The organism is Rhodanobacter thiooxydans (assembly GCF_021545845.1).
Classification (GTDB): Bacteria; Pseudomonadota; Gammaproteobacteria; order Xanthomonadales; family Rhodanobacteraceae; genus Rhodanobacter.
In genome coordinates this window covers 163,171-188,470 of the sequence record NZ_CP088923.1, presented here as the reverse complement: position 1 = coordinate 188,470, position 25,300 = coordinate 163,171, and the positions used below count along the sequence as shown (strand labels likewise).

The window sequence follows — 25,300 nt, the reverse complement described above, 5'->3', positions numbered from 1 at the left end:
TTCGATTCGTAGGAGATTCTATGTTGTTGGTCAAGCCATCTGATGCGCCTTGGCGCGGTAGTTGGACTGGTTTTTGAGCAGCGCGAAGGCGATACGTGCGAGTTTGCGTCCGAGCGCGACCAGCGCCTGGATGCGGGTCAAGCCACGTGCCATGGCACGCTCGTAGAAGGGTTTCCAGGTGGACGATCGACAAGCGGTCATGGCGGCCATGTAAAGCAACCGGCGCAGTTCCGGGTCCCCTTTCTTGGTCAGCTTGCGTCGTCCGCTGAAGGTGCCTGACTCGCGGACACGGACGTCCATGCCGATGAAGGCGATGTAGGCATCGGCGCTCTTGAAGGCGCCGCGGTGGAAGATCAGGGTCAGGGCGGCGGCGGTGACGGGGCCGATCCCCTCGATCCCCTCACAGCGTCGTGCGTCGGCGTTCCAGCCTTGATGCAGCAGTGCCTTCTGCACGCGTTGGTCGATGAGGTGCTGCAGGTGGGCCATCTTGGCCAGCATGGCGCGCGTGGAGGTCTTTAGCTCCGGCAGGCATTGCAGGCTCTGACGCAAGGTCGTTTGTGCCTGAACCAGCACGGCGCGACGGCGCAGTAGACGCTGGACCGTGGCATAGCCCGCTGGCGGCGGGGTCCACGCCCGCAGATCGCTCTTTTCATGCGTGAGGTAGCGCAATAGCAAGGCGGCGTCCGACGCATCGGTCTTGGCTCGTCCGCCGATGCTTTCGCGGTAGCGCTTCAGCCGCAGGCCATCAATCACGTAGATCGAATGCCCCAACGCGTGAGCCCGCTCGACCAGCAGGACGTGAAAGACGTTGGTCGCTTCCACCGCCAGGCACACGGGGCCGGCCAGCGTCTTGAGGTAGCGGTCGATCGCCTTGCGTTCATTGCTCAACTTCACCACATCCGACGACCAGGACTGGCGAATCACCAGCTCCGCCTTGGCCACATCGGCGCCAATCAATCGAGCTTCAACATGCATTGCCATGAGGGGTTCTCCCGGGTAGCTTTCAGGGCGCTTGCCGGGAACTCACCTGCGCTGGCTTGCCACAAATCGTCGGTCCCAAAGGCCGATAGATTCCTTATTGGCGCTGGTGGTGAGGGGCGAGACGAAGTCTCCTACCGTCTGTGCCTTTGGCCAGATGCGAACCTGGTCCCTCCACCCCGGCAAGCTCTTTCTCGCTTGCCGGGACCAAACATACAAGCGCACCCTGTGCGCGATGCTTTTCGGTCACGTGACGAAGAACATCGCGCACAGGGTGCGCTCCTTAGGTCTTGATGTCCGACCTGTCAGGGTCGAGCATTCCCGACTGATCATCGGGGGAACCGGGTGATGCCGATGCGCTCCTTTGGCTTCGAGCCCGTGACGTAGATGCACACCCCGGTTCCGATTTCGCTCATCCAGAAGTTTGAACGGTACCCTCGGCCCGCCACTGGCGTGAGCCTGCACACCTAAGGATCAGCCGGATGAGCATGGTGATCGGAACAAACCATGCGAGGTAAGGCGATGACAAACGTTGTGGGAGTGGATGTGGCCAAGGCCACGTTTGATGTGGCCGTTGGTCTGGCCAAGCCGGGCAAATTCCAGACACGCGCCAAGGTGGCCAATCGTGAAGAAGGCTTCCAGGAGTTGATGACCTGGTTGGACAAGCACGCGCCGGAAGCGGCGGTGTGCATGGAAGCGACGGGGATCTATCACGAGGCACTGGCCATCTTCCTGGTACAGCAAGGCAAGACGGTCTACGTGGCCAATCCGGCGCAAGTAAAGTACTTCGGCAAGAGCCAGCTGACGCGAACCAAGACCGACCGCACAGACGCCAAGCTCATTGCGCAGTTCGCCACCAGTCAGCAGGCCGGCACCCATCCGATGGCGCCGTGGATGCCGCCGACAGCGGCCCAGCGCACCTTGCGCGCGCTGGTCGAACGGCTGGACGATCTCAAGGGCATGGAGCGGATGGAAGCGAACCGACTCGACGTCGCCAATGACGCCGTACGCGACTCGGTGGAAGCGTCGCTCAAGGAACTGCGCAAGCAGATCAAGGCGCTGGAGCAGCGCATCAACAATCACATCGACAAGGATCCCCAGCTGCGCTACGACGCGGCGTTGATGACGTCCATCCCCGGCATCGCCAAGACCACGTCGGCCTCCCTGCTCGCCGCACTGGGCGACCTGCGACGCTTCGACGCGCCGGGCAAGCTGGTCGCCTTCGCCGGCCTCAACCCGGCACGGCGCGAGTCGGGCACGCTCAAGGGACAGGTCCGGATCTCCAAAACCGGTGCCCCCGGCTTGCGCGCCAAACTCTACTTTCCCGCCATCTGCGCCAAGAACCACAACCCCGTGGTTCGTGCCTTCTGCGAACGGTTGCTCGCACGCGGGAAGCTCCCCATCGTGACCGTGTGTGCCGCCATGCGGAAGCTCCTGCACCTAGTCTGGGGCGTCATCCATACCAACTCGCTGTTTGATCCTGACTACCCCAGACACCGCCTCGTTGCCTCTGCGCACGCATCACCTGGATGCTCGCTTGCATAACGCGGAACGAGACGGTATCTACCCACTGGCTGCGCGACATGCGCCGGTGGGGACGGAGCGGTGCGGCTTACTTGACGTTGTCGGTCTGCCCGATGAAGCGCGCGACGTTGTCGTGCAGCAGCTTCAGCGACGACTCGTGCGCGTACACCATGTGCCCGGACGGGTACCACGCATAGCTGATGTTGCGCTCCAGGCTGGCCGGGATCGGCAGGTGGCGCATCTCGTAGTCGGCGGCGAAGTACGGCGTGGCCAGGTCGTAGTAGCCGCCGTGCAGGGAGACCTTGAGGTTGGGGTTGGTCTTCATCGCCATCGCCAGGTCCGGCATCACGTTGGTCGACGACTGCAGCGCCTCGCCATGCACGCCGGGCGCCTTGTGCGAGAAATCCCAATGCTTGATGTCGGCGAACAGCCGGTACTGCCGGCCCTGGCCGAACTTCAGCTCGCGCCGCACATAGTCGTTGAACGCGGCCACGTAGGCCGAGCTGATCGCCGAGGACTGCGGGTCGTACTCGGAATCCTTGCTCAGCGGATCGATCGACGGCCCGGCGAAGCGGCTGTCCAGCCGCCCGGTGGTGACGTCGCCGTCGGCCTGCAGCTCGTGCTCGAACATGCCGCCGGTCACGCGCAGGTTCGCCTTCAGCAGGTAGGGCACCGGCAGGCCGGTGTACGCGTGCAGCTTCTGCGCCACCGCCTGCCTGCGCGCGTCGTCCAGGCGCGAGCCGGCCATCAGCGCCTGCGCGTAATCGCCCAGCGCGTACTGCTCCACCTCGCGCAGGAACGGTTCCAGCGCGGCCGGCTGCTGCGGCAGCTTGTGGTGGTAGAACGCAGTGGCGGCGAAGGTCGGCAGCGCCAGCTCGTACGGCAGGTCGATGCCGGGATTGAACTCCGGCCCGTCGATGCTGGTGTCGAAACTGAGGATCTGCGACAGCAGGATCACCCCGTTGAGGTCGACGCTGTCCTCGTTCTCCAGGATGTTCGCCAGCACCGCCGAGCGGGTGGTGCCGTAGCTTTCGCCGAACAGGTACTTCGGCGAATTCCAGCGGTCGTACTTCGACAGGAAACGGGTGACGAACTGGGCGAACGCATGGCCGTCGCCGTCCACGCCGTAGATCGCCTTCTGGCGATCCTTCATCTGCTCCTCGCGCTTGGACTTGTCCGGGTCAGCGGCGATCAACCGGCTGAAGCCGGCGCCCGGTGCGTCGATGAACACCAGGTCGGAGGCATCGAGCAGGCTGTAGTCGTTGTTGACCAGCCCGTACGGCGCCGCCGGCGTATGGCTGTCGTCACTGGTGACCACCCGCTTGGGCCCGAATGCGCCCATGTGCAGCCACACCGTGGCCGAACCGGGGCCGCCGTTGTAGATGAAGGTGACCGGCCGCTTCGTCGCGCTCGCCCCCTTCTTGAAGTAGGCGACGTAGAACATGCTGACCTGCGGCTCGTCCTCCTTGTCGCCCTTGCCATGCAGCACCAGCGTGCCGGCCACCGCCTTGTAGTCGATGCGATGCCCCTCGACCGATACCGAACCCTCGCTGGCCGACGACTGCGGCTCGACCAGCGTCGCGTCGGACTGCTCCGGTTTGGACTTGTCGTCCTTCTTGTCCGGGGCGGCGATCGCGACCGCGCTCAGCAGCAGTGCACACGACAACGCGACGAGAGGAAGTTTGCGCATGGCCCGGAATTCCCGCTGGCTGGGGCGCCGTCGCCCCGAAGCGTCGCAGCATAGACAGCGCGGCAGCGCGATTTCATAGCCCAGAAGTCACTGCTCAGCCGTACGCGATCACCCCGATCGCCAACAGCGCCAGCGCCACGCCGGCGAGATTGAGCCGGCTCAGGCGCTCGCGGAACAGCAGCAGGCCGACCAGCGCGCCCAATGCGACCACGCCGAGGTTCATGCTGGCGAACACCAGCGCCGGGTGCTCGGGCAGCGCGCGGTGGCCGCGCAGGTAGAACAGGATGTTGCCGAAGTTGGCCAGGCCGAGCAGCAGGCCGGCCAGCGCGTTGCGCGCGGTGAAGCGAGTCTGCCCGCGCGCGCGGCGCCACAGCTGCAATGCGAAGGCGACCAGCAGGGCCAGCGCGAACATCGCCTGCAGCGACGCGCCCAGCGGTACGCCGGCCTGGGCCACGCGCTTGAACAGGATGTCGATCACGCCGAAGCCGGTGAACACCGCCAGCGGATACAGCCAACCGGCCGTGCCGCGTTCTGCGTTGTCATGCCCACTGCGCCAGACCATGCCCAGCAGGGCGAGCAGGCCCAGCACGACGCCGAGCGCCTTGAACGCGGTGAGCTGTTCGCCGAACAGCGCGAACGCGGCCAGCAGCGAGAGCAGCAGCGACAACCGCTGCGCCGCGTCGCTGCGCACGATGCCGGCGTGGCGCACGGATGCGGCCAGCGCCAGGAAGATCGTGGGCAGCAGGATGCCCAGCGCGGCCAGTGCCAGCCATGGCACGCCTGGGCCGCGCAGGCTCACCGGCGTGGGCTGCAACAGCCACGTGGTGAGCGCGCCAGCGACCACGTAGTTCCAGGCAATCGCCTGGCCCACGTCGATGCCGAAACGCCGCGCCAGCTTCAGCAGCACCGACACCAGCACGCTGCACGCCACGCTGAGCAGTACGTAGATCATCCCTCACTCCGGCAGCGACAAACCGCCATTGTGCCGCAGCGCGGCCAGTGCTCAGAACGCATCCAGCGGGATTTTCAGGTACTGCACGCCGTTGTCCTCGGCCGGCGGCAGCCGGCCTGCGCGCATGTTCACCTGCACCGCGGGCAGCAGCAGCGGCGGCACGGCCAGCGTGGCGTCGCGCTCGCGGCGCAGGGCGACGAACTCGGCCTCGCCGATGCCGTCGCGCACGTGGACGTTGCCGGTGCGCTCGGCGGCCACCGTGGTCTGGTGCGAAAACGTCTCACGGCCGGGCGCCTTGTAGTCGTGGCAGAGGAAGATCCGCGTGCTGCCCGGCAGCTCGAAAATGCGCCGGATCGAGCGGTACAGCGTCGCCGCGTCGCCGCCGGGGAAATCGCAACGGGCAGTGCCGTAGTCGGGCATGAACAGGGTGTCGCCGACGAACGCCGCATCACCGATCACGTGCGTCATGCAGGCTGGTGTATGGCCCGGCGTGTGAATCGCGCTGGCCTCGATGCTGCCCACGCGGTAGCGCTCGCCGTCGGCGAACAGGTGGTCGAACTGGCTGCCGTCGCGGGCGAAGCCGGCGCCGGCGTTGAACAGTTCACCGAAGGTCGCCTGCACGGCGCGCACGTGCTCGCCGATGCCGAGCCGGCCGCCCAGCTGCGCCTGCATGTACGCCGCCGCCGACAGGTGGTCGGCGTGCACGTGCGTTTCGATGATCCAGTCGACCGCCAGACCCTGCGCCTGCACGAACGCCACCAGCGCGTCGGCCGACTGGTGGCCGCTGCGCCCGGACGCCGCGTCGTAGTCGAGCACCGCGTCGATCACCGCGGCGCGGCGCGTCGCCGGGTCCGCCACCACGTAGCTGAAGGTGTGGCTGGCGGCGTGGAAGAACGCCGTCACGTCAGGCTGTGGCATGGAAGCTCCCCCGCTGGATGATCGAAGCGCGGCCGCCCGCGGCTCAGGCCCGCGACTTCCGCGAGCGCGATTTTTCCGCAGGCGCGCAATAGATGCCATACAGCGCGTCGATGATCCGTTCGGCCGGCCCGGGCGCGAGCGCGTACCAGATGGTCTGCGACTCGCGCCGCGTGTTTACCAGGCCTTCCTCGCGCAACCTGGCCAGGTGCTGCGAGAGCGCGGACTGGGCCAGGTCGGGCAACTGCTCGTTGATCTGCCCCACCGACATCTCGCGGTCGACCAGCAGGCACAGCACGCGCAGGCGCTGGGCGTTGCCGAGCGCCTTGAGCAGGCGCGACGCATCATCGGCGCAGGCGCGCATGGCGCCCAGATCCGCATGGTTCGGTAACGGCATGGCTGCGCCTCCGGGTCGGTGCTGTCTGCTGGGTGTAGGGCTTGACTTTAGCACAGCTATCTAAATAAGCTATGCCTAATGTAGATTCTTCTATTAGAAATATTGACCCTGGTCAAGCTGTCGCAACGCATAGGCGCCTACCGTGGCAGTCGGCTCCAGCCGAGATGAGCAGTCCCGTTTCCACACACCCCAGAGGAGTGTCGAGCCATGGCAAACATCGTCATCCTTGGAGCAGGCCTGGGCGGCATGTCGGCGGCCTACGAGATCCGCGACACCGTGGGCAGTGGGCACGCGATCACCGTGATCGGCGAAGGGCCGCAGTTCAACTTCACGCCTTCCAACCCCTGGGTGGCGGTGGGCTGGCGCGGGCAGGACGAGATCCGGGTGGACGTCGCCCAGCCGCTGGCCCGGCGCGACATCCGTTTTATCGACGCCGGTGCCAGCAAGGTGCACCCGGCCGACCACCAGATCGAACTGGGCGACGGGCGCAAGCTGGATTACGACTACCTGGTGATCACCACCGGGCCGCGCCTGGCGTTCGAGCGGGTACCGGGCAGCGGGCCGGAAGGCTACACGCAGTCGATCTGCACCGGCCCGCACGCGCACCGGGCCTGGCTGGCCTATCAGGAGTTCCTCAAGCACCCGGGGCCGATCGTGATCAGCGCGGCGCAGGGCGCCAGCTGCTTCGGCCCCGCCTACGAGTTTGCGATGATCGTGGACACCGACCTGCGCCGGCGCAAGCTGCGCGACCGGGTGCCGATGACCTATGTCACCGCCGAACCGTACATCGGCCACATGGGCCTGGGCGGCATCGGCGACTCCAAGGGACTGCTCGAATCGGAACTGCGCCAGCGCCACATCAAGTGGATCACCAACGCGCGGGTGCGCTCGGTCGAATCCGGTGCGATGCATGTCGAGCAACTGGATGAACGCGGCCAGCTGCAGCAGGAACACAACCTGCCGTTTGCCTTCTCGATGCTGCTGCCCTCGTTCGCCGGCGTCGACGCGGTGAAGGAGGTCGAGGGCCTGGTCAATCCAGGCGGCTTCGTGCTGATCGACGAGTTTCAGCGCAACCCCGCCTACCCCAACGTCTACGCCGCCGGCGTGTGCGTGGCCATTCCGCCGGTCGAGGTCACCCCGGTACCCACCGGCGCGCCCAAGACCGGGCTGATGATCGAGTCGATGGTCACCGCCATCGCGCACAACCTGCGCGACGCCATCGCCGGCAAGCCGCCGCATGCGCGCGCTACCTGGAACGCGATGTGCCTGGCCGACATGGGCGACCGCGGCTTCGCCTTCATCGCGTTGCCGCAGATTCCGCCGCGCAACGTGACCAAGGCGATGACCGGCAAGTGGGTGCACCTGGCCAAGGTTGCCTACGAGAAGTACTTCCTGCGCAAGATGCGCAAGGGCCAGGCCGACCCGATCTACGAGAAAACCATCATGGAGGCGTTCGGCATCGAGCGCCTGAAGCCGGACGTCAAGGCCGACGAGACGCCGGCCCCATGACCGCCCGCGGCGAGACTGCCCCATGAGGGGCCAACGCGCCGCGCCACCCTCCATCCACTGCAGGAGAACAACATGACTATCGAAAACGCGGTACGAGCCTTTGCCGGCGCGGTGATCCTGATCAGCCTGGGCCTCGCCCACTTCGTGTCGCCCGGCTGGTTGTGGCTGACCGCCTTCGTCGGGTTCAACCTGTTCCAGTCCGCCTTCAGCGGCCTCTGCCCGCTGGCCATCATCCTGCGCAAGCTCGGCCTGAAGCCGGCCTGCGCGATCAAGTCATAACCGCGCCGCGCGCGAGAGAGGCAACCAACATGTACTACATCGTGGAATCGACAAAATCCTTCGAGGACGCGGTCAGCGATCTCGACGCCGCCGTCAGTCGCCACCAGTTCGGCGTGCTGCACGTGCACGACCTGGGCGCCACCTTGCGCAGCAAGGGCTTCGCGTTCGCCGGGCAATGCAAGGTGTTCGAGGTGTGCAGCCCGCGCCACGCCGCCAGCGTGCTGGCCACCGACCTGCGTCTCAACATGGCGCTGCCCTGCCGCATCTCGGTGTACACCGAGAACGGCGACACGCGCATCGGCATGATCAAGCCGGTGCCGATGCTCGGCATGCTCTCGTCCGACGCGCAGCTGGCCGCGATCGCGCAGGAGGTCGAAAGCGCGACCATGCGGATGATCGACGAGGCCGCATGAGCATGCGCCACCTCCGCTCGCTGCCCGCCGCGCTGCTCGCGCTGGGCCTGCTCGCCGGCTGCGGCGGCAAGCCGAACGCCGGCGACGCCGCGGCGAAACCGCCGGCGCTGGCGGCGATCGTCGTGCGCGCGGAGGACGCGCCGCGGCAGCAGCTCTGGGACGGCGTGGTCGAGGCCGTGCAGCAGGTGACGATCACCGCGCAGACCAATGCGCGCGTGCGCGAACTGCCGTACGACGTCAACGACGTGGTGGCCAAGGGCGACGTGCTGGTGCGCTTCAGCGACGTGGAGCAGCAGTCCGCGCGCCAGGCCGCCCGGGCACAGCTCGCCTCGGCCGAGGCGAGCTACAAGGAGGCGCAGGCGTCGTTCGGGCGCATCGAGGCGGTCTATGCGAAAGGCTACGTGTCCGCCGCGCAGATGGACCAGCAGCGCGCGGCGCGCGATGCGGCGCGCGCGGCGCTGGATGCCGCGCGCGCCCAGCTGGCGAACGTCGGCCAGCAGCTGGACTACACCGTGCTGCGCGCGCCGTTCGCCGGCATCATCACGCGTCGTTTCGTGCACGTGGGTGAGGCGGTGCAGGCCGGGCCGCCGTCGCCGCAGCCGCTGATCCAGCTGCAGGCGCTGGACCAGTTGCGGGTCAACGTGCAGGTGCCGCAGAGCGCGGTCGAGGCGATCCGCCAGTTCCACTCGGCGCAGGTGCTGCGCGGCGAGCGGCGCATCGCGGCCGGCGCGGTCGAGGTGTTTCCCTACGCCGACCCGCAGACCCACACGTTCAACGTGCGGCTGCCGTTGCCGGCAGACAACGGTGGCCTGTATCCGGGCATGACGGTGAAGGTGGCGTTCGCCACCGGCGCGGCGAAGCGCCTGCTGCTGCCCGCCTCGACGCTGGTGCGGCGCGGCGAGCTGGTCGGCGTCTACGCGCTCGACGCGTACGGGGTGAGCCTGCGCCAGCTGCGCATCGGCCCGCAGGACGGCGACCACGTCGAGATCCTGGCCGGGCTCGACGACGGCGAACGCGTGGCCCGCGACCCGCAGGCGGCCCGTGCCTGGCTGGTCGCGCGGCACGCCGCCGGCCGGCCCTCCAGCGGTGCGTCCACCCATGAATGAGCCTACCCGGCTGGGTATCTCCGGGCGTATCGCGCGGGCGTTCCAGGCCTCGCAGATCACGCCCTTGCTGGCGCTGGCCGGACTGCTGCTGGGCATCGCCGCGGCGATCATCACGCCCAAGGAGGAAGACCCGCAGATCGAAGTGACCATGGCCAACGTGCTGGTGCCGTACCCGGGCGCCAGCGTGCAGAGCGTCGAGAACCTGGTGAGCTTTCCGCTGGAGCAGAAGGTCGCCGAGATCAAGGGCGTCAAGCACGTCTACTCGATGAGCCGCGCCGGCATGGCAGTGGTGACGGTGGAGTTCGACGTCGGCGTGCCGCGCCAGCAGGCGCTGGTCGACCTGTACAACAAGCTGTACTCCAACGCCGACTGGGTGCCGGCCGGGCTTGGCGTCGGCCAGCCGCTGGTGAAGCCGTACGGGATCGACGACGTGCCGATGATGGCGGTGACCCTGTGGTCCGACCGCCCGGAAACCACGCCCGAGCAGCTGGCCAAGGTGGCGCACACGCTGGAGACCGAGCTCAAGCGGGTGCCCGGCACGCGCGACGTCTACACCATCGGCGCGCCGGAGCGCGCGGTGATGGTCGAGCTGGATCCGGCCAAACTGGCCACCCACCAGCTCGCCGTCGCCGACCTGGTGCGCACGCTGAAGGCGGCCAACGTGGCGGTCGACGCCGGCAGCGAGATCGGCGGCAACCGCGACCTGCCGGTCAAGGCCGGCACCCTGCTGATGAACGCGGACGAGGTGGCGCAGCTGGTGATCGGCCTGGCCGACGGCCGCCCGCTGTATCTGTCGGACGTGGCCCGCGTGGAGGCGGGCAGCAACCATGTGACGCGGCTGGCCTCGTTCGGCACGCCGCCGGGCCGGGCCGGGCCGCTCGCCGGGCTGGCCCCCGCGGTGACCCTGGCGATCGCCAAGAAGGCCGGCAGCAATGCCCACACCATCGCCGGCACCATCCGCGAGCGGCTGGACGCCTTGCGCGGGGTCGACATTCCCGCGGGCGTGCACGCCACGGTGACCCGCGACTACGGGCAGACCGCCAACGATAAGGCCGACGAGCTGCTGCTGCACCTGGGCCTGGCCGCGCTGGCGGTGGTGCTGCTGGTGCTGCTGGCGCTGGGCTGGCGCGAGGCGGTGGTGGTCGGCACCGCCGTGGTGGTGACGCTGGCGGTGACCCTGTTCGCCTCGTGGGCGATCGGCTTCACCATCAACCGGGTGTCGCTGTTCGCGCTGATCTTCTCGATCGGCATCCTGGTCGACGACGCGATCGTGGTGGTGGAGAACATCCACCGGCACATGGCGCGCGGCGACAAGAGCCTGCTGCAGGCGATTCCCGCCGCGGTGGACGAAGTGGGCGGGCCGACCATTCTGGCCACCTTCACGGTGATCGCCGCGCTGCTGCCGATGGCCTTCGTTGGCGGGCTGATGGGGCCGTACATGCGGCCGATCCCGATCAACGCCTCGGTCGGCATGCTGATCTCGCTGGCGGTGGCCTTCGTGGTCACGCCGTGGCTGGCCTACCAGCTGCTGCGCCGCCATGCGCCGGCGGCCGGCGCGGCGCAGCACTCGCGCATCGACGACTTCCTGCAGAACCTGTTCACCCGCGTGATGCGCCCGTTCCTCGGCCACCCGAAGGCGGCGCGCAACCGGCGCCGGCTGTTCCTCGGCATGAGCCTGCTGGTGCTGCTGGCCGCCGGCCTGGCCGGGGTCAAGCTGGTGGTGCTGAAGATGCTGCCGTTCGACAACAAGTCCGAGTTCCAGGTGGTGCTGAACATGCCCGAGGGTTCGACCCTGGAGCAGACCCAGCGCGTGCTGGTCGAGCTCGGCCGCGTGCTGGACGGTGTGCCGGAGGTGAAGGACTACCAGCTCTACGCCGGCACCTCGGCGCCGATGAACTTCAACGGCCTGGTGCGCCAGTACTACCTGCGCAACCAGCCGTACCAGGGCGACATCCAGGTCAACCTGGTCGACAAGGGCGAGCGCCAGCGGCAAAGCCACCAGGTTGCGCTGGCGGTGCGCCCGGCGCTGGCGGCGGTGGCGCAGCGCTTCCACGCCCACCTGGTGGTGGCCGAGGTGCCGCCCGGGCCGCCGGTGATAGCGCCGATCGTGGCCGAGATCTACGGGCCGGACTACCGCGACCAGCGCGGGGTCGTGCTGGCGCTGGCGCAGCTGTTCGAGCGTACGCCGGGTATCGTCGACGTCAACCTGAGCACGGAGAACCCGCAGGCGACGCGCCAGCTGGTGGAGATCGACCGTGCGCGCGCGGCCGCGCTGGGCATCAGCCAGGCCGACATCGTCGACGCCCTGCGCACCGGCATGGGCGGCACGCCGGCCAGCTACATGGCGGACGAGAACGCCAAGTACGCGGTGCCGATCGTGCTGCGGCTGCCGCCGGCCGCGCTGGGCTCGATGGACAATGTGCTCAAGCTGCGCGTGCGCTCCGCCGCGGGACAGCTGGTGCCGATCTCCGAGGTGGTGAAGGTGGTCACCCGGCCGTGGGCCGACGCGGTCTACCACAAGGACCTGCTGCCCTATGCCTTCGTCACCGGCGACGACGCCGGCAGCGAGGACAGCCCGGTCTACGGCATGTTCCGGCTGGTCGGCAAAATCGGCCAGACGCGCCTGGACAGGCAGCAGCTGGCGCAGAAGTTCACCGCGCCGCCAGCCAGCGACAGCGGCTTCTCGGTGCGCTGGAGCGGCGAGTGGGAAATCACCCTGGAGACGTTCCGCGACATGGGCATCGCCTACTCGATGGGCCTGCTGCTGATCTACCTGCTGGTGGTCGGGCAGTTCCGCAGCTACCTGGTGCCGCTGATCATCATGGCGCCGATCCCGCTGACCGTGATCGGCGTGATGCCGGGGCACTGGCTGTTCGGCGCGCAGTTCACCGCCACCTCGATGATCGGCATGATCGCGCTGGCCGGCATCATCGTGCGCAACTCGATCCTGCTGGTGGACTTCATCAACCATTCGCTGGCGGCGGGGCTGAGCCTGGAGAATGCGGTGGTCGAGGCCGGCGCGGTGCGCGCCAAGCCGATCATCCTCACCGCGCTGGCGGCGATGCTCGGCGCGTTCTTCATCCTCGGCGACCCGATCTTCCAGGGCCTGGCGGTGTCGCTGGTATTTGGCGTGCTGGTATCGACCGTGCTGACCCTGCTGGTGATTCCGCTGCTGTATTACGGGTGGCTGGCGCGCGACGGCGGCCGCCACCTGCCTGGCCGCGACGCGGCCTGAGCGGGAAGGCCTTCAGCCCGCTGCGCTGCATGGAGGTGTGCATGGGCAAGCCTGGGCGGTAGTGGAAGTACCCGCAGCGGGGACGCCCCGCCACGTACGCCGACGCACTCACCGAATCCGTGGTGCATACCCAGCTGATGCTCGATCCGGCGCCCCGGGATCGGTGCGTCGCGAGACCGAACCCCGCCTGCTGGCGCAACTGCCGACCCTGCTGGCGCTGGGCGTGTTCGAGCTGTTCATCTTCCGCGCTCCCGCGTTGCACGCGCTGGTGCACGACGACTTTCGGTCCCAGCGGACCCGCGCCGCCCTGAACACTTGCCTGAGCAAAACTTGACTCGAATATATTTGCATTGACAAATATAATTTTGGCAATAGAATGCGCGGCCATGAATAGCGAATCGCTTGCCTTCTCCACGCCCAAGGAAAGCCTGGGCATCCTGCTCGGCCTGGTCCGCACGGAGATCGTGCGGGCGATGGAAACCGAGCTGGCGGCCAAGGGCCTGAACCTGAGCTTCACCCAGTTCCTGATCCTCAAACGGCTGGCCCGGCTCGGGCCGATGTCGGCCAGCGAGCTGGCCCGCTCGGTGGAACTGGACGGCGGCGCGATGACCCGCCAGCTCGACCACCTCGAGGGCAAGGGCTACCTGCGCCGCTGCCCGCATGAGCAGGATCGGCGCGCCCTGCGCATCGAGCTGACCGACGCCGGCAACGCGCTGTGGACGCAGCTGGTCGACTGCAACGAGCACGTGCTGACCGCCGCGCAGCGTTCGCTGAGCGAGGCCGAACAGGCGCAACTGCAGGACTACCTGGAGCGCGTGCTGCACGCGCTGCGCGACAAGAGCTGACCTCCCCTCCTGGACTCCCTCCATGCATCTGCATCAACTGGCGGCTGCGGCTGCCCTGACCCTTGCGCTGGCCGCTTGTGCCAGCAGCGGCGGCTTGCACCCGGAAGGCACGCCGACCGACCCGTCCACCCTGAAGGCCGGGCGCAGCCTGGCCCAGCTGTCCGCGGCCGCGTGGCCAACCACCGACTGGTGGACCGGGCTGGGCGACCGGCAATTGGACGCGTTGATCGCCGAGGCGCTGCAGGACAACCCTGGCCTGGGTGTGGCCGATGCGCGCGCCCGCGCCGCGCAGGCCGCGGCGGGCTTCGCCGACGCCGCACGCGGGCCCAGCGTGAACGGCGGCGCCGCGGTCGCCGGTGCCCGGCCGCCGCCCGCACTGCTCGGCGACAAGGCGCATTTCGCCATCGCCAAGTACGGCTACACCAGCTTCAAGTGGGATCTGGACCCATGGGGCGGCAAGCGCGCCGCGTGGGAAGCGGCGCTGGGCCAGGCGCGCGCAGCCGAGGTGGACGCCCGTGCCGCGCGCATCGAGCTGTCCGGCAACGTGGCCCGCGCCTATGTCCAGCTCGGCTATGCCTTCACCCAGCAGGACCTGGCCGACGCCGAGCTGCAACGCGCCGGTTCCGCGCGCGAACTGACCCGCCAGCGCGTGGCCGCCGGCATCGACAACCAGGTCGCGCTGAAGCAGGGCGACGCCGAAGTGGCCAGCGCCGAGCAGCAGGCGGCACTGGCCCGTCGCGCGGTCGATGCGGCGCGCTCGTCGCTGGCGGTGCTGCTGGGCAAGGGCCCGGACCGCGGCCTGCAGCTCGAACGGCCGCGGCAGCTGGCGCCGGCCGCGCTGGCGGTGCCGGCGAAGCTGCCGCTGGAGCTCGTCGGCCATCGCGCCGACCTGGTCGCGGCGCGCTGGCGCGTCGAGGCCGCGGGCAAGGACATCAGGGCGGCGAAGACCGAGTTCCTGCCGGACATCAGCATCGGCGCGATGGCCGGCCTGGTCAGCTTGGGCGGCGCCAATCCGCTCAGCCTGGCCGGACGGTTCTACCAGGTCGGGCCGTCGCTCAGCCTGCCGATCTTCGACGGCGGCCGCCTGCGCGCGAACCTTTCGGCCAAGGACGCGCAGTACGACCTCGCCGTGGCGCAGTACAACCAGACCCTGGTCGGCGCGCTCAACCAGGTTGCCGACGAACTCTCCGCGCTCAAGTCGCTGCAGACGCAGATCGCCGCGCAGCAACGCGCGCAGGATGCCGCGCAACAAGCCTGGGATCTGGCCGAGCAGCGCTACCAGGCCGGCGTCGGCAGCTACCTGGAAGCGCTCAGCGTGCGCCAGCAGTTGCTCGCCGTCGAGCGCGGCAGCGCCGCGCTTGAAGCGCAGCAGGCCGATCTTTCGGTACAGCTGATCCAGGCCCTCGGCGGCGGCTACCAGCCGCGCACCGATGCGGCCGTCGCCATCCCGTCCCCCACCCCGTCACGTTCCTGAGGCAGCCCCATGTCCAGCCAGACCATCCCTGATTCGAGCGGCGCCGCGGCTGCCAGCATCCCGGTCAGCCCGCCGGCGAGGAACAACCCGCGCGGCCTGCTGTTGCGCCTGCTCGGCGGCGTGATGCTGCTCGCCGCCGTCGGCTGGTCTCTGTGGTACTTCCTCGACGGCCGCTGGTACGAGGGCACCGACGACGCCTACGTCAACGGCAACGTGGTGCAGATCACCCCGCAGGTGCCCGGCACCGTGGTCAGCATCGGCGCCGACGACGGCGACCTGGTGCATGCCGGCGACGTGCTGGTGCGGCTCGACCCCAGCGACGCCGACGTGGCGCTGGCCGGGGCGAAGGCCAACCTCGCCGCCACCGTGCGCAAGGTGCGCGGCCTGTACTCCAGCATGAACGGCGCGCAGGCCGACGTAGCCGCGCGCAAGACCGCGGTGGACAAGGCGCGCGCCGACTACCAGCGGCGCGTGGCGCTGGCCAAGTCCGGCGCGATCTCGGCCGAGGAACTGGCGCACGCCAGCGACGCGCTGACCAGCGCCGAGAGCAACCTGGTCACCGCCCAGCAGCAGTACCAGACCAGCAAGGTGCTGGTCGACGACACCGTGGTCGCCTCGCACCCGGACGTGCAGGCCGCCGCGGCACGCCTGCGCGCCGCCTTCCTCGACGACGAGCGCGCCACCCTGGTCGCGCCGGTGGACGGCTATGTGGCCAAACGCTCGGTGCAGGTCGGCCAGCGCGTGCAGCCGGGCGCCGCGCTGATGGCGGTGGTGCCGCTGCACCAGGTGTGGGTGGACGCGAACTTCAAGGAAACCCAGCTCACCGACATGCGCATCGGTCAGCCGGTGACGATCGAGTCCGACGTCTACGGCGGCAAGGTGGCCTACAAGGGCAAGGTGCAGAGCCTGGGCGTGGGCACCGGCAGCGCGTTCTCGCTGCTGCCGGCGCAGAACGCCACCGGCAACTGGATCAAGATCGTGCAGCGCATCCCGGTGCGCATCGTGTTCGACGACCCGGCCCAGCTGGACCGGCACCCGCTGCGCATCGGCATGTCGCTGAACGTAGATGTGGGCCTGCACGACCGCAGCGGCCCGATGCTTTCGCAGCGCTCGCCGAGCAAGCCCGCCTTCAGCACCGACGTCTACCGGCAGCAACTGGCCAGCGCCGACGCGACGATCACGCAGATCGTCCACGCCAACATGGCCGGCGGCAAGTAACTCCAAACCCCCGTAGGAGCCCGCTTGCGGGCGATGCTTCTGGTCTGGAAATTCAGAGCCAGAGCATCGCCCGCAAGCGGGCTCCTACAACGACCGACTGGTTCCGATGACCACCGAATTCCGCCCGCCCCACCTGGCCCTGAGCACGGTCGGCCTGTCGCTGGCCACGTTCATGCAGGTGCTGGACACCACCATCGCGAACGTGTCGCTGCCGACCATCGCCGGCAACCTCGGCGTTAGCAACAACCAGAGCACCTGGGTGATCACCTCGTTCGCGGTGAGCATGGCGATCGCGCTGCCACTGACCGGCTTTCTCAGCCGCCGCTTCGGCGAGGTGCGGCTGTTCACCGCCTGCACGCTGCTGTTTGCGCTGACCTCGTTCCTGTGCGGGGTGTCGCAGAGCATGGGCATGCTGATCCTGTTCCGTGCGCTGCAGGGCGCGGTGGCCGGGCCGATGTACCCGATCACGCAGAGCCTGCTGATCGGCATCTACCCGCCGGCCAAGCGCGGCATGGCGCTGGCGCTGCTGGCGATGGTGACGGTGGTGGCGCCGATCGCCGGGCCGATCCTCGGCGGCTGGATCACCGACAACTATTCGTGGCCGTGGATCTTCTTCATCAACGTACCGATCGGCATCTTCGCCAGCATGGTGGTGGCGAACCAGCTGCGCGCAAAAGTGGAGAAGACCGAGCGGCCGAAGGTCGACTACGTCGGCCTGGTCAGCCTGATCATCGGCGTGGGCGCGCTGCAGATCGTGCTGGACAAGGGCAACGACGAGGACTGGTTCAACTCCAGCTTCATCATCGTCACCAGCATCGTCTCGGCGATCGGCATCGCGGTGTTCCTGATCTGGGAACTGACCGACAAGGACCCGATCGTCGACCTGCGCCTGTTCCGCCACCGCAACTTCACCGCCGGCACCATCGCGCTGACCCTGGCCTACGCCGCGTTCTTCGCGATCGGCCTGCTGGTGCCGCTGTGGCTGCAGCGCAACCTCGGCTACACCTCGACCTGGGCCGGCTTCGCCACCGCGCCGATCGGCGTGCTGCCGGTGCTGCTGACCTTCTTCGTGGGCAAGTACGCCACCCGCTTCGACCTGCGCATGCTGGCCTCGGTCGCGTTCGTGGTGATGGCCGGCACCTGCTTCATGCGCTCGGACTTCTTCATCGGCATCGACTTCTACCACGTGGCGATGGTGCAGCTGTGGCAGGGTCTGGGCGTGGCGTTGTTCTTCATGCCGGTGCTGACCATCCTGCTGTCGGACCTGCAGCAGAACGAGATCGCGTCCGGCTCCGGCCTGGCCACCTTCCTGCGCACGCTGGGCGGCAGCTTCTCGGCGTCGCTCACCACACTGCTGTGGGAGCGCCGTGCGGTGACCCACCACGAGCGGTTGACCGAACACATCACCGCTTACAGCCCGACCACGCAGGCCGCGCTGCACCAGCTCGGCCAGGGCGACCAGCAGGCCGCTGCCGGTGTGCTCAACGACATCATCACCCAGCAGGCCTACCAGATCTCGTTCAACGAGGTGTTCCACGCGCTGGGCTGGATCTTCCTGGCGCTGGTGCTGGTGATCTGGCTGGCCAGGCCGCCGTTCACGCCGAAGGCCAGACCGGTCGCCGGCGGCCACTGAAACCGATGGCAATCACCGGAACGAGCACGGCCCCGAACGGGGCCGTGCTCGTTCAACGGATCGGCCATGCGCCAGTCAGATATCGAAGGCGACACCGACCAGCGCCATCGTCTCGCCGGTGTTCGGGCGATGCAGCCCGCCGTTGGAGATGTGTCGGATCGCCACGCTGAAATGCTTCGCCTGCCAGCCCAGCGTGCTGACGAACTGGTAGTGGCTGGAGAGCGCGTGGGTGGCGTGGTTGGTGGCGGCCAGTTGCTCGCTGAAGAACAGCGGCTGGTACCAGTCGCCGGCGTCGCCGAAGTGGAAGCGTGCACCGGCGGCCAGCAGCGCTACCGAATCGCGCATGGTGTAGCGGCCGTTGTCGTTCGCCAGGCGGCGACCATCGATCCAGCCGAGCGAGACATCCGGCGACCAGCTGAAGCGGGTCGTGCCGATGCGATGCCCGTCGAACACCGCCTCAATGAAGGCGGTGTTCGCACCGTGACTATTCGAGTTGCTGCGGCCGGCCTGCACTTCGAACCGGGTGGCGGCCGCCGGCAGCGCGGCGGTGACCAGGGCCAGCACAAATGCGCTGCGGATGAGGGGATGGAGAGACATGGGGGGCGACCTCGCGGTAGTGATTCTTTTTGTGTACCGCATAGTTTACTAAGCAGTCCGTGCCGGGCGAAGCCCCGACCTGGGTCGATTTCGGCAACAGATTGTTGCGCCCACGATGTCAAAACCCCGGCACGATGGCCGGGGTTCGGTGATGGCACGGTCAGGACGGTTATTTTCTGCTGCCCGCCGGCTGCAGGGTCGGGCTGTCCAGATCCAGCGCGGTCGACTGCAGCAGCGCGGCCTGCGGATGCGCCTTGCGGATGTCAGCGGCGAACAGCACGGCGTCGCCGACCACCACCACCGTGCCGGCGCCGGCGGCCAGGTGCCGCTTCGCGTACTTCTCGATCTGCTTCGGCGTCACTGCCTGCACCCGCGCGACGTACTTGCCGATCTCGTCCAGCGGCACGCCGTACACCGCCAACTCGCCAACCTGCCCGGCCAGGCCAGTGGTGGTTTCCAGGCTGCGGCCGTAGCCGCCGATCAAGGTGGCCTTGCGCGCGGCCAGTTCGTCGACGCCGATGCGGCTGTCGCCGAGGCGCTTGAACTCGCCCAGCATCAGCTCGACCACCGGCGCCGCGGAAGGGTTCTTGGTCTGCGCCGAGGCCAGCCACAGGCCGGCGTCGCGCAGCGGTTCCAACCGGCTGGTGGCGCCGTAGGACAGGCCGCGCTTGATGCGGATTTCCTGGTTCAACCGCGCCGAGTACGAGCCACCGAGCACCGCGTTGGCGAGCGTGCCCACGTAGTAGTCGCCGTCGCCGCGTGGCGGCGCGGCATGCGCCGCCACCACGCCGGCCTGGCCGGCGCCGCGTTGGTCGATCAGCAGCATCCTCGGCAGCTGGCTGGCGGCCCTGCCCGCCGGCCGCGCCGGCAGCGGCGTGGTCGGCTTGCGCCAGTCGCCGAAGCTGGCCTGCGCCAGTTGCTGCGCCTGCGCCGGGGTGATGTCGCCGGCCAGCACCAGGATCGCGTTGTCCGGCCGGTACAGCGCCGCGTGCAGCCGCTGCACGTCGGCGCGGCCGATGCGCGCGATCGAGGCCGGCGTGCCGCCGCGCGAATGGCCGTAGGCGCCAGCGCCGAACACGCCGCGGCTGGCGGCGAGCGAGGCCAGCGCAGTGGGCCGGCTCAGCGTCAGGCGCAGGTCGTCGAGCGCCTGCGCCTGCGCCCGCTTTAACTCCTCGGCGCTGAAATCGGGCTGCCTGACCACCTCGGCCAGCAGGCCCAGCGCCTGCGGCAGTTTCGGCGTGGTCACGGTGATGCCCACCGCGCTTTCGTCCCAGCCGGCGGCGGCATCCAGCGAGCCGCCCAGCGCCTCGGCGGCGGCGGCGATCTGCGGCGCGCTCCTGCCGGCGGCGCCCTTGGTCAGCAGATTCGCGGTGAGGTCGGCCAGGCCGGCCAGCGCCGGCGGATCCATCTCGCCGCCGCGGCGTACGATCAGCTGCGCAGTGACCAGCGGCAGGCCGCCGCGGCGCACGCTGACCACCTGCAGGCCGTTGGCCAGGGTCTGCGTCGTCGGCGTCGGCACGCTCAGTTGCGGCGCGGGGCCGGGCGCGGGCGGCGTGGCGGGAAAGTCGGCAGCCGCCACGTTGCCGGTGGCAACCAAGATGGCCGTAAAGACGGCCAGACGGCAGGCGTTCTTGCGGCAGCTCATTTCGCTTCTCCCGATGCCTTCGCTGCGCCGGCGGGTTGCGGCAGATAGTCGATGGTGACGCTGTGCGCGCCGGTCACGTACTTCTGCAGCACGCAGTGCACGTCCTGCTCGGTGACTTTCTGCAGGGTGGCCAGGTCGGTGTTGGCGTGTTCCGCGCCGCCGTCGATCAGCGTCGCCTGACCCAGCGCGAAGGCCAGGCCCTGCGCGGTCTGCCGTTGCTTCAGCTCGCTGGTCAGCAGCTGCGTCTTCACCTTGTCCAGCTCGGCGGCGGGGATCGGCTGGGTAGCCAGCCAGATGATCTCCTCGTGCAGCAGCTTCTCCGCCTCCGCCGGCCGGTGGCCGCTGGCAAGGATCGCGTAGGCGGTGAACAGCCCTGGCCCGACCCGGCCGTCGGCGTCGGCGCCAGCCTGCTGGGCCACCTGGTGGCGGTACACCAGGGACTGGTACAGCCGCGAGGAATCACCCTTCGCCAGCAGTGCAGCGGCGACCTTGAGCGGGATGCTGTCGGCCGTGTCGGAAGCCGGCGGCAGCAGCCAGGTGATCGCCACCGCGGGCAGCGGTGCGGTCTCGCTGGTGACGGTGTAGCGCAGGTTCTTCCCGCGCTTCGGTTCCCACACGGTGACCTGCGGGATCGGTGCGGCCGGTTTCGGGATCCAGCCGAAGTACTGGTCCACCCAGGCGTCGAGCTGCTTCGGGTCGAAATCGCCGGCGACGATCAGGGTGGCGTTGTCCGGCCGGTAGAACGTCTGGTGGAACGCGATCACGTCCGGCAGCGTGGCCGCGTCCAGGTCCTCGATGCTGCCGATGGTCGGGCGCTGGTACGGATGCACCGTGTACGAGTGCGGGTCGATCGCGTTGAACAGCTTGCCGTATGGATTGGCCAGCACGCTCTGGCGGTATTCCTCCTGCACCACCGCGCGCTCGGACTTGAAGTTCGCCTCGTCCACGTTGAGGTTGGACAGCCGCTCGGCTTCGGCCCACAGCAGCGTCTGCAAATGATTGCTGGGCACCACCTCGAAGTAGTTGGTGACGTCGTCGCCGGTGGAGGCGTTGTTGGCTCCGCCCACGTCTTCGGTGAGCCGGTCGAACTGCTCGGCGTGCATGTGCTTGGTGCTCTTGAACATCAGATGCTCGAACAGGTGCGCGAAGCCGGAGCGGCCCTGCGGGTCGTCCTTCGAGCCCACGTGGTACCACACCTGCACCGCGACGTTCGGGCTGGCGTGATCCTCCACGCTGAGCACCTGCAGACCGTTCGGCAGGGTGCGCTGGTGGTATTGGATCGGCGGAATGGTCAGCTCGGCCGCGATCAACGGCGACGAGGCCAGCGCAGCCAGCAGGACGAGCGGAGCGAGCAAGGCAGCCGGACGCAGACGCATGGGCGGTCCCTTCGTTGGAAAGGGTCAACCTTAGCAATTCCGACGCAGCTACACAGCCACGGGTCGGATCACGCCGCCTGGGTCCCGCCCAGCGCCTTGAGCCGCTTCTTCTCCGCCTTGCGTTCGCGGCGCGCCGCCTTGCGGATCTTGCGGTCGTGGTTCCACAGGTAGATCGCAGGCGTGCTCAGCAGGGTCAGCAGCTGCGACACCAGCAGGCCGCCGACGATGGCGATACCGAGCGGCTGGCGCATTTCCGAGCCGATGCCGAAGCCGATCGCCAGCGGCAGCGCCGCGCCCATCGCCACCAGGGTGGTCATGGTGATCGGGCGGAAGCGCACCAGCGCCGCCTCGCGGATCGCTTCCGGCGCGGGCAAGCCGCGTTCGCGTTCGGCCACCAGGGCGAAGTCGACCATCAGGATCGCGTTCTTCTTGACGATGCCGATCAGCATCAGCACCGCGATGATCGCCATCAGCGAGATCTGCGTCTGCGTCACCAGCATCGCCAGGAACGCGCCGGCGCCGGCGGCCGGCAGGGTGGAGAGGATGGTCAGCGGATGGCCGAGGCTTTCATAAAGAATGCCCAGCACGATGTACATGGCCAGGATCGAGCCGAGCAGCAGCACCATGCCGTTGGACTGGGCCTGCTTCAGGCGCTGGTTGGCGCCGGTGAAATCCACCCGCATGCCGGCCGGCAGGCGCGCGGCGTAGGCGGCCTGCTCGACCAGCTTCACGCCCACGTCCTGGGTGACGTCCTTGGCCAGGTTGTAGCTGATCGTGGCTGCTTCCAGCTGGTTGTGGTGGCGTATGCGCAGCGGACTCAGGTTCGGCGCGATGGTCGCCAGCGCGGACAGCGGGATCATCCGTCCCTGCTCGTTGCGCACGCGCACGTCGAGAAGCGACTCCGGGCTCACCCGCTCGGCCGCGCCGGTGCTCAGCACCACCGCGTACTGGTTGATGTCGGAGTAGATCTGCGACACCTGGCGCTGGCCGAACGCGTTGTACAGCGCCGAGTCGATGGTGCCGACGCCCACGTGCAGGCGCGCGGCCGCCTCGCGGTCGATCTTCAGCAGCTGCTGTTTGCCGACCTGGTCGAAGTTGCTGCTGACGTCGCGGAACTCCTTCATCGCGCGCAGCTGCCGCACCATCCTCAGCGCCCACGGCTGCAGGTCGCCGCCGTTGGTGCTGACCAGCTGGAATTCGTACTGCCCGCCCTTGTCGCCGCTGCCGCCGCCGCCGAGGAACTGCGCGGCGCTCACCGAGACCTTCACGTTGGCCAGCTTGTCGTACTGCTTGGACAACCGCTCGACCACCTGCTTGATGCCCTCGCGGCGCTCGCCCGGCCCGCTGCCGCGCGGTTTCAGGTCGACAAACATCTGCGCGTTGTTGCCCACCGCGCCGCCACCACCGCCGTCGCGGCCAAGCATGGTCAGCTGGTCGAGCACGGCCGGATCGGCCTGCATGATCTTGGCCACCGCCAGCGCGCGCGCGGTCAGCTCGGCCGGCGAGATGTTGGCGTCGGCGCTGATGTCCACCTGCAGCTGGCCGGTGTCCTCGTCGGGCATGAAGGTGCCGCCGGCGGTCTTGGCCACCGCGAAGCCGAGCACGAAGGTCAGGATCAGCAGGGTCAACGGTTGCCAGCGCATGATCCGGCGATGGTGCATGGCCCAGTCCAGCGCACGCTCGTAGATGTGCAGCAGCCGGCGGTCGAAGCGTTCCACCGCCTGCTCGATGCGCCCGGGCTGCCTGGTGTGCTCCGGCTCGTGGCTCAGCAGCCAGGCGCACAACGCCGGGGTGAGCGTGAGCGAGACCAGCGCCGAGATCACCACCGCGGCGGTCAGCGTCACCGAGAACTCGCGCAGCAGCATGATCAGTATGTTGTTGCCGAACAGCAGCGGCGCGAACACCGCCACCAGCGACAAGGTGATCGAGACCACGGTGAAGCCGATTTCGCGCACGCCGGCCAGCGCGGCCTCCATCGGTGGCTCGCCGCGCTCCATGTGGCGCACGATGTTCTCGATCACCACGATGGCGTCGTCCACCACGAAGCCGATGCACAGCACCAGCGCCACCAGCGACAAGGTATTGAGCGTGTAGCCCAGCGTCCACATCACCACGAATGCGCCGGCCAGCGACAGCGGCACGCTGAGTGTGGCGATCAGCGTGGGCCGCAGCCGGCGCAGGAACACCAGCATCACCAGCACCACCATGGCGATCGAGATCAGCAGCGCCACCTGCACCTCGTGCAGCGCCGACTTGGTGGTCTGGGTGAGATCGAACACCGGCGTCATCGTCACGCTGGACGGCAGCGAGGCGCGCAGCTGCGGCAGGCGCGCGCGGATCGCCTCCACCGTGGCCACCGCGTTCGCCTCCGGCCGCTTGCTGATCTGCAGGCCGACCGCGCGCGCGTCGTTGAACCAGGCCGCCTGGTATTCGTCCTGCTGGCCGCTGTAGACCTTCGCCACGTCGGACAGCCGCACCGGCGTGCCGTTCCTCACCGAAATCAGCAGGCGGGCAAACTCGGCTGGCGTCTGCAGGCTGTCGCTGGCGCTCACCGTCATCTGCGTATGGCCGTCGCTCAGCGTGCCCTGCGGCGAGGTGACGTTGGCCGCGCGCAGCGCGTTGGCCACGTCGTTGGTGGTGAGGCCCTTGGCCGCCAGCGCGCCGTTGTCCAGCTCGATCCGCACCGCATGCGGGGTGCCGCCGAACACCTGCACCTGGGCCACGCCGTCGATCTGCGCCACCGCCGGCTTCAGCATGGTGTCGGCAAGATCGAACAGCTGGTCCTGTGGCAGGCCGGTCGAGGTCAAGGTGAGGAACAGGATCGGGATCTGCGAGGTGTCGAACTTGAAGTACTGCGGCAGCGACGGCATGCCGGTCGGCAGGTCGACCGCGGCCGCATTGATCGCCGCCTGCACGTCGCGCGCGGCGCTGTCGGCGGTGCGGTCGAAGGTGAAGCGCACCATCACCGAGGCCTGGCCCTCGCTGGCGTTGCCGTACATCTCGTCGACGCCGGGAATGCGCCCCAGGTGCCGCTCCAGCGGCGCCAGCACGGTGTTCGCCATGGTCTGCGCGCTGGCGCCGGGCTGGCTGGCCACCACGTAGACGCCGGGGAAATCCAGCGACGGCAGCGCCGCCACGCCGAGCAGCAGGTAAGCCCACAAGCCGGCCAGCATCAGGCCGAGCGCGAGCAGCGAGGTGCCGACCGGACGGCGGATCAGCGGGGCAAAGATGTTCATGGCGCTTCCGCCCGCGCGCGCGGCGGGCGTGGGGAGGTCGGGGAAGTGGCGGGCAGTCCGTGCATGCCCACTTTATGCCCTTTGGCACGTCCCGGTGTATGTGCCTGAAGTCCACCCCGTGCCGGAAGGCAGGGGTATCCGGTTTTCTGTAGGAGCGCACCTTGTGCGCGATGCCCTTCGTAACGTGGCGAAGAGCATCGCGCACAAGGTGCGCTCCTTAGATCTTGATGTCCGACCTGTCAGGGTCGAGCATTCCCGACGGATCATCGGGGGAACCG

20 protein-coding genes are annotated in these 25,300 nt (G+C 68.4%); 11 read left to right on the top strand and 9 right to left on the bottom strand.

Translation table 11 applies throughout. The features are described from left to right. Positions 1-30 precede the first annotated feature (30 nt). Positions 31-942, bottom strand: a complete 912-nt coding sequence (locus tag LRK53_RS00800; RefSeq protein WP_235642183.1) for an IS110 family RNA-guided transposase — start codon at positions 940-942, stop codon at positions 31-33. A gap of 558 nt (positions 943-1,500) precedes the next feature. Here LRK53_RS00800 and LRK53_RS00795 point away from each other — a divergent pair. Then, a complete protein-coding gene (locus LRK53_RS00795) occupies positions 1,501-2,523 on the top strand; it encodes an IS110 family RNA-guided transposase (protein WP_081666535.1) in 1,023 nt (340 codons plus the stop codon). Between the two features lie 67 nt (positions 2,524-2,590). On the opposite strand, the gene LRK53_RS00790 is transcribed toward LRK53_RS00795, so the two are convergent. The 4 genes from LRK53_RS00790 to LRK53_RS00775 form a co-directional block, all read right to left on the bottom strand. After that, entirely contained in the window at positions 2,591-4,192 is a 1,602-nt protein-coding gene (locus LRK53_RS00790) for a S10 family peptidase (RefSeq protein WP_027491306.1), read from the bottom strand. 94 nt (positions 4,193-4,286) lie between these two features. Beyond that, positions 4,287-5,144 carry an EamA family transporter gene (locus tag LRK53_RS00785; protein WP_027491305.1) on the bottom strand — a complete coding sequence of 286 codons (858 nt, stop codon included), beginning with the start codon at positions 5,142-5,144 and terminating at the stop codon, positions 4,287-4,289. A 51-nt stretch (positions 5,145-5,195) separates the two neighbouring features. Next, complete coding sequence (locus tag LRK53_RS00780) at positions 5,196-6,062, bottom strand: MBL fold metallo-hydrolase (protein WP_027491304.1); 867 nt, start codon at positions 6,060-6,062, stop codon at positions 5,196-5,198. 43 nt (positions 6,063-6,105) lie between these two features. After that, a complete protein-coding gene (locus LRK53_RS00775) occupies positions 6,106-6,456 on the bottom strand; it encodes an ArsR/SmtB family transcription factor (protein WP_027491303.1) in 351 nt (116 codons plus the stop codon). A 207-nt stretch (positions 6,457-6,663) separates the two neighbouring features. On the opposite strand from LRK53_RS00775, the gene LRK53_RS00770 reads away from it, so the two are divergent. The 10 genes from LRK53_RS00770 to LRK53_RS00725 all read left to right on the top strand — a co-directional run bounded on the left by LRK53_RS00770 (position 6,664) and on the right by LRK53_RS00725 (position 18,168). Further along, a complete protein-coding gene (locus LRK53_RS00770) occupies positions 6,664-7,965 on the top strand; it encodes an NAD(P)/FAD-dependent oxidoreductase (protein WP_027491302.1) in 1,302 nt (433 codons plus the stop codon). Positions 7,966-8,037: 72 nt separating this feature from the next. Then, the gene (locus tag LRK53_RS00765; protein WP_027491301.1) at positions 8,038-8,244 is read left to right on the top strand and encodes a YgaP family membrane protein; all 207 of its coding nucleotides are present in this window, start codon (positions 8,038-8,040) and stop codon (positions 8,242-8,244) included. Between the two features lie 29 nt (positions 8,245-8,273). Then, on the top strand, positions 8,274-8,657 hold the full coding sequence (locus tag LRK53_RS00760; protein ID WP_027491300.1) for a DUF302 domain-containing protein: 384 nt from the start codon (positions 8,274-8,276) through the stop codon (positions 8,655-8,657). Beyond that, positions 8,654-9,763, top strand: coding sequence for an efflux RND transporter periplasmic adaptor subunit (locus LRK53_RS00755; protein ID WP_027491299.1), 1,110 nt, complete (start codon positions 8,654-8,656; stop codon positions 9,761-9,763). The genes LRK53_RS00760 and LRK53_RS00755 overlap by 4 nt, the downstream gene beginning before the upstream one ends. Further along, the gene (locus tag LRK53_RS00750; RefSeq protein ID WP_027491298.1) at positions 9,756-12,998 is read left to right on the top strand and encodes an efflux RND transporter permease subunit; all 3,243 of its coding nucleotides are present in this window, start codon (positions 9,756-9,758) and stop codon (positions 12,996-12,998) included. The genes LRK53_RS00755 and LRK53_RS00750 overlap by 8 nt, the downstream gene beginning before the upstream one ends. A 163-nt stretch (positions 12,999-13,161) precedes the next feature. After that, a complete protein-coding gene (locus LRK53_RS00745; protein WP_235642442.1) occupies positions 13,162-13,332 on the top strand; it encodes a hypothetical protein in 171 nt (56 codons plus the stop codon). 52 nt (positions 13,333-13,384) lie between these two features. Continuing rightward, positions 13,385-13,843 (top strand): MarR family winged helix-turn-helix transcriptional regulator, encoded by a 459-nt coding sequence (locus tag LRK53_RS00740; protein WP_027491297.1) that lies wholly within the window; start codon positions 13,385-13,387, stop codon positions 13,841-13,843. 22 nt (positions 13,844-13,865) lie between these two features. Beyond that, on the top strand, positions 13,866-15,317 hold the full coding sequence (locus LRK53_RS00735) for an efflux transporter outer membrane subunit (protein ID WP_027491296.1): 1,452 nt from the start codon (positions 13,866-13,868) through the stop codon (positions 15,315-15,317). A gap of 9 nt (positions 15,318-15,326) precedes the next feature. After that, complete coding sequence (locus LRK53_RS00730; protein WP_027491295.1) at positions 15,327-16,535, top strand: HlyD/EmrA/EmrK family protein; 1,209 nt, start codon at positions 15,327-15,329, stop codon at positions 16,533-16,535. A 106-nt stretch (positions 16,536-16,641) separates the two neighbouring features. Then, positions 16,642-18,168 carry a DHA2 family efflux MFS transporter permease subunit gene (locus LRK53_RS00725; protein ID WP_027491294.1) on the top strand — a complete coding sequence of 509 codons (1,527 nt, stop codon included), beginning with the start codon at positions 16,642-16,644 and terminating at the stop codon, positions 18,166-18,168. Between the two features lie 75 nt (positions 18,169-18,243). On the opposite strand, the gene LRK53_RS00720 is transcribed toward LRK53_RS00725, so the two are convergent. From LRK53_RS00720 to LRK53_RS00705, 4 genes are all read right to left on the bottom strand, one after another. Then, positions 18,244-18,765 (bottom strand): acyloxyacyl hydrolase, encoded by a 522-nt coding sequence (locus LRK53_RS00720; RefSeq protein WP_027491293.1) that lies wholly within the window; start codon positions 18,763-18,765, stop codon positions 18,244-18,246. A 169-nt stretch (positions 18,766-18,934) separates the two neighbouring features. Further along, complete coding sequence (locus LRK53_RS00715; RefSeq protein WP_027491292.1) at positions 18,935-20,410, bottom strand: M16 family metallopeptidase; 1,476 nt, start codon at positions 20,408-20,410, stop codon at positions 18,935-18,937. Next, positions 20,407-21,786: a M16 family metallopeptidase gene (locus LRK53_RS00710; RefSeq protein ID WP_027491291.1), complete on the bottom strand. Its 1,380-nt coding sequence runs from the start codon at positions 21,784-21,786 to the stop codon at positions 20,407-20,409. Before LRK53_RS00710 ends, LRK53_RS00715 begins: the two co-directional genes overlap by 4 nt. A 68-nt stretch (positions 21,787-21,854) precedes the next feature. Then, complete coding sequence (locus LRK53_RS00705; RefSeq protein ID WP_027491290.1) at positions 21,855-25,022, bottom strand: efflux RND transporter permease subunit; 3,168 nt, start codon at positions 25,020-25,022, stop codon at positions 21,855-21,857. Positions 25,023-25,300 lie beyond the last annotated feature (278 nt).

Excerpts from the sequence above, each read along its gene's own strand:
- LRK53_RS00795 (WP_081666535.1), top strand. The coding sequence starts at position 1,501 with ATGACAAACGTTGTGGGAGTGGATGTGGCCAAGGCCACGTTTGATGTG.
- LRK53_RS00740 (WP_027491297.1), top strand. The coding sequence starts at position 13,385 with ATGAATAGCGAATCGCTTGCCTTCTCCACGCCCAAGGAAAGCCTGGGC.
- LRK53_RS00750 (WP_027491298.1), top strand. The coding sequence starts at position 9,756 with ATGAATGAGCCTACCCGGCTGGGTATCTCCGGGCGTATCGCGCGGGCG.
- LRK53_RS00785 (WP_027491305.1), bottom strand. The coding sequence starts at position 5,144 with ATGATCTACGTACTGCTCAGCGTGGCGTGCAGCGTGCTGGTGTCGGTG.
- LRK53_RS00780 (WP_027491304.1), bottom strand. The coding sequence starts at position 6,062 with ATGCCACAGCCTGACGTGACGGCGTTCTTCCACGCCGCCAGCCACACC.
- LRK53_RS00755 (WP_027491299.1), top strand. The coding sequence starts at position 8,654 with ATGAGCATGCGCCACCTCCGCTCGCTGCCCGCCGCGCTGCTCGCGCTG.
- LRK53_RS00725 (WP_027491294.1), top strand. The coding sequence starts at position 16,642 with ATGACCACCGAATTCCGCCCGCCCCACCTGGCCCTGAGCACGGTCGGC.
- LRK53_RS00720 (WP_027491293.1), bottom strand. The coding sequence starts at position 18,765 with ATGTCTCTCCATCCCCTCATCCGCAGCGCATTTGTGCTGGCCCTGGTC.
- LRK53_RS00730 (WP_027491295.1), top strand. The coding sequence starts at position 15,327 with ATGTCCAGCCAGACCATCCCTGATTCGAGCGGCGCCGCGGCTGCCAGC.
- LRK53_RS00735 (WP_027491296.1), top strand. The coding sequence starts at position 13,866 with ATGCATCTGCATCAACTGGCGGCTGCGGCTGCCCTGACCCTTGCGCTG.
- LRK53_RS00765 (WP_027491301.1), top strand. The coding sequence starts at position 8,038 with ATGACTATCGAAAACGCGGTACGAGCCTTTGCCGGCGCGGTGATCCTG.
- LRK53_RS00770 (WP_027491302.1), top strand. The coding sequence starts at position 6,664 with ATGGCAAACATCGTCATCCTTGGAGCAGGCCTGGGCGGCATGTCGGCG.
- LRK53_RS00715 (WP_027491292.1), bottom strand. The coding sequence starts at position 20,410 with ATGAGCTGCCGCAAGAACGCCTGCCGTCTGGCCGTCTTTACGGCCATC.
- LRK53_RS00705 (WP_027491290.1), bottom strand. The coding sequence starts at position 25,022 with ATGAACATCTTTGCCCCGCTGATCCGCCGTCCGGTCGGCACCTCGCTG.
- LRK53_RS00710 (WP_027491291.1), bottom strand. The coding sequence starts at position 21,786 with ATGCGTCTGCGTCCGGCTGCCTTGCTCGCTCCGCTCGTCCTGCTGGCT.
- LRK53_RS00790 (WP_027491306.1), bottom strand. The coding sequence starts at position 4,192 with ATGCGCAAACTTCCTCTCGTCGCGTTGTCGTGTGCACTGCTGCTGAGC.
- LRK53_RS00760 (WP_027491300.1), top strand. The coding sequence starts at position 8,274 with ATGTACTACATCGTGGAATCGACAAAATCCTTCGAGGACGCGGTCAGC.
- LRK53_RS00775 (WP_027491303.1), bottom strand. The coding sequence starts at position 6,456 with ATGCCGTTACCGAACCATGCGGATCTGGGCGCCATGCGCGCCTGCGCC.